This is a genomic window from Microbacterium sp. zg.Y909 (assembly GCF_024626565.1).
Map to the genome: position 1 here is coordinate 1 of NZ_JANJFJ010000549.1, position 2,237 is coordinate 2,237.

Below are 2,237 nucleotides of genomic sequence, written 5' to 3' on the forward strand. Positions count from 1 at the left end.
AGCACGTACACGATTCCCGCGACGATGAGGGAGCCGAACAGCGCCCGGGGGTACACGCGCGAGGGGGCGGTGACCTCCTCGATGATGTTCGCCGAGGTCTCGAACCCCACGAACGAGTAGTAGGCGATGATCGCCCCGCCGAGCACCGCGATGGCAGGCGAGGTGTCGGTCGGGAACTGGCCGACACGCGAGACGTCTCCCCCGCCGGAGCCCATCATGATCGCCACGGCGACGATCACGATCACGAGTCCACTGAGCTCGATGCACGTCATCACCATGTTGGTGCGCATCGATTCGCGGATGCCGCGGGCGTTCAGCGCCGCGATGAGCGCCAGGAAGACGATCGCCGCCAGAGTGGGGGGCACATCGATGAACGAGGTCAGGTAATCCCCGGCGAAGGCCAGCGCCAGTCCCGCCGCGCTCACGACCCCCGCGGCGAGCATGCTGAACCCGACCAGGAATGACAGCCACTTCATCTTGAACGCGCGTTCCGCGAACACCGCCGCGCCGCCCGCCCGTGGGTACTTGGTGACCAGCTCCGCGTAGGAACCGGCCGTCAGCAGGGCCAGAACCAGCGCAACGAGCAGCGGTGCCCACAGCGCGTCGCCGACCTCGGCCGACAGCACGCCCATGAGCGCGTAGATGCCCGCACCCAGCACGTCTCCCAGGATGAAGACGAACAGCAGTGGCCCGGTTATCCCCCGCCTGAGTTTGTCCTGCGACTGGTGTGCTTCACGGATCTCTGCCACTTTTCGTTCTCCACTCCTCGGGCCGGTCGGGCCGAGCCTCAGGCAGTGTAAGGCGCGGCCGTGATCTGGTTTTTCAGCTTGCGAAAGCGCGACGGAACTGCTTTCGGGCGCGCGCGGCGACGGCAGCGCGGTCGGTCTCGTCGGTACGGGCCAGCTCACCGGCCAGCATCCCCACCGCCAGCATCACGTCGGCGGTCTCGACGTGCGAGCCGACGTGGCCCGCCTCCCGCTCGCGGGTGAGCAGGCGCTCGACGACGTCGCGGAAGCGCAGGCCGAGCGCCATCACGTGCGGGTCGTGGCGGTTGCGGACGGTCAGGTCGATGAGCGCCGTCGAGACCAGCGCCTGGTCGACGATGACGTCGAAGAGGTCGTCGATCGTCCGATCGGCGGGTGCGGTGTGCGCCTCGATCGCCTCGACGTTCTCCTCGAACAGCGCCGCCGCCAGCGCGGTGCGGTCGGGGAAGTGTCGATACAGGCTCCCCTGGCCCACGCCGGCGCGCTTGGCGATGGCTGAGAACGGCACGGACACCCCCACCTCGGTGAACAGCTCACGCGCCGCGCGCAGCAGCGCTTGCCGGTTCTCCGGCCCCGCAGCCGGCCCGCGGTTGGCCTTCCGCTGCCCTTCCACTGCCTCATCCACTCGTATAACGTTACTACCGGACAGTTTTGTCCGGTACGAAAGGACCTCATCATGGGCACCACCCCGCTCACCGGCGACTCTGCGATCGCCGACTGGCTGGCCGACCCGGCCGGCAACGCCATCCTCACCCACATGCTCGCCCAGAACGGGCAGAGCCCCGAGGTGTTCAAGCCCGTGAAGCGCCTCGCCATCAAGCGGCTCATCAAGCTCAGCCGGGGCTCGTTCACGCAGGAGATGCTCGATGAGCTGGTGCGTCGTGCCGCCGCCGGCGAGGTGCCCGAGGGCGTCGCGCCCGCACCCGCCGTCGCGGATGGGGCAGACGCCGACACGACCCCGGCCGTGCCGCTGCGCGAATGGACCGAGCGCATCGACCAGGGCCGCTTCACCGGAAAGACCGTGATCGTCACCGGGGCGGGCTCCGGCATCGGTCGCGCCACGGCCTCTCGGGTCGCCCGTGAAGGCGGCCGCGTCGTGGCCGTCGACGTCAGCGAGGAGCGCCTCGCCGAGTTCACCGGCGAGTACCCGGGCGCCGACATCGTCACCGTCGTCGCCGACATCACCGACGACGCCGGCATCGCCCGCATCGTCGAGGCCGCGGGCGACACCATCGACGCATTGGCGAACGTCGCCGGGATCATGGACGACATGACCCCCATCGGCGAGGTCACCGACGCCGTCTGGGACCGCGTCATGGCCATCAACGTGACCGGCACGATGAAGCTCACGCGGGCGGTCATCCCCGCCATGCTCGCCCAGGGCGGCGGCTCGATCGTCAACACCGCATCCGAGGCGGCCCTGCGCGGCTCGGCGGCCGGAGCGGCCTACACCGCGTCGAAGCACGCGGTGGT

At 69.4% G+C, this 2,237-nt stretch carries 3 protein-coding genes; 1 reads left to right on the forward strand and 2 read right to left on the reverse strand.

All coding sequences use genetic code 11. The features are described from left to right. Window positions 1-749: APC family permease (locus NQ160_RS22640; protein WP_257517281.1), on the reverse strand; the 749-nt coding region annotated here is incomplete at its 3' end. A gap of 73 nt (window positions 750-822) precedes the next feature. Further along, a complete protein-coding gene (locus tag NQ160_RS22645; protein ID WP_257517282.1) occupies window positions 823-1,389 on the reverse strand; it encodes a TetR family transcriptional regulator in 567 nt (188 codons plus the stop codon). 51 nt (window positions 1,390-1,440) lie between these two features. Between NQ160_RS22645 and NQ160_RS22650 the strand changes: the two genes are divergently transcribed. Next, window positions 1,441-2,237: SDR family NAD(P)-dependent oxidoreductase (locus NQ160_RS22650; protein ID WP_257517283.1), on the forward strand; the 797-nt coding region annotated here is incomplete at its 3' end.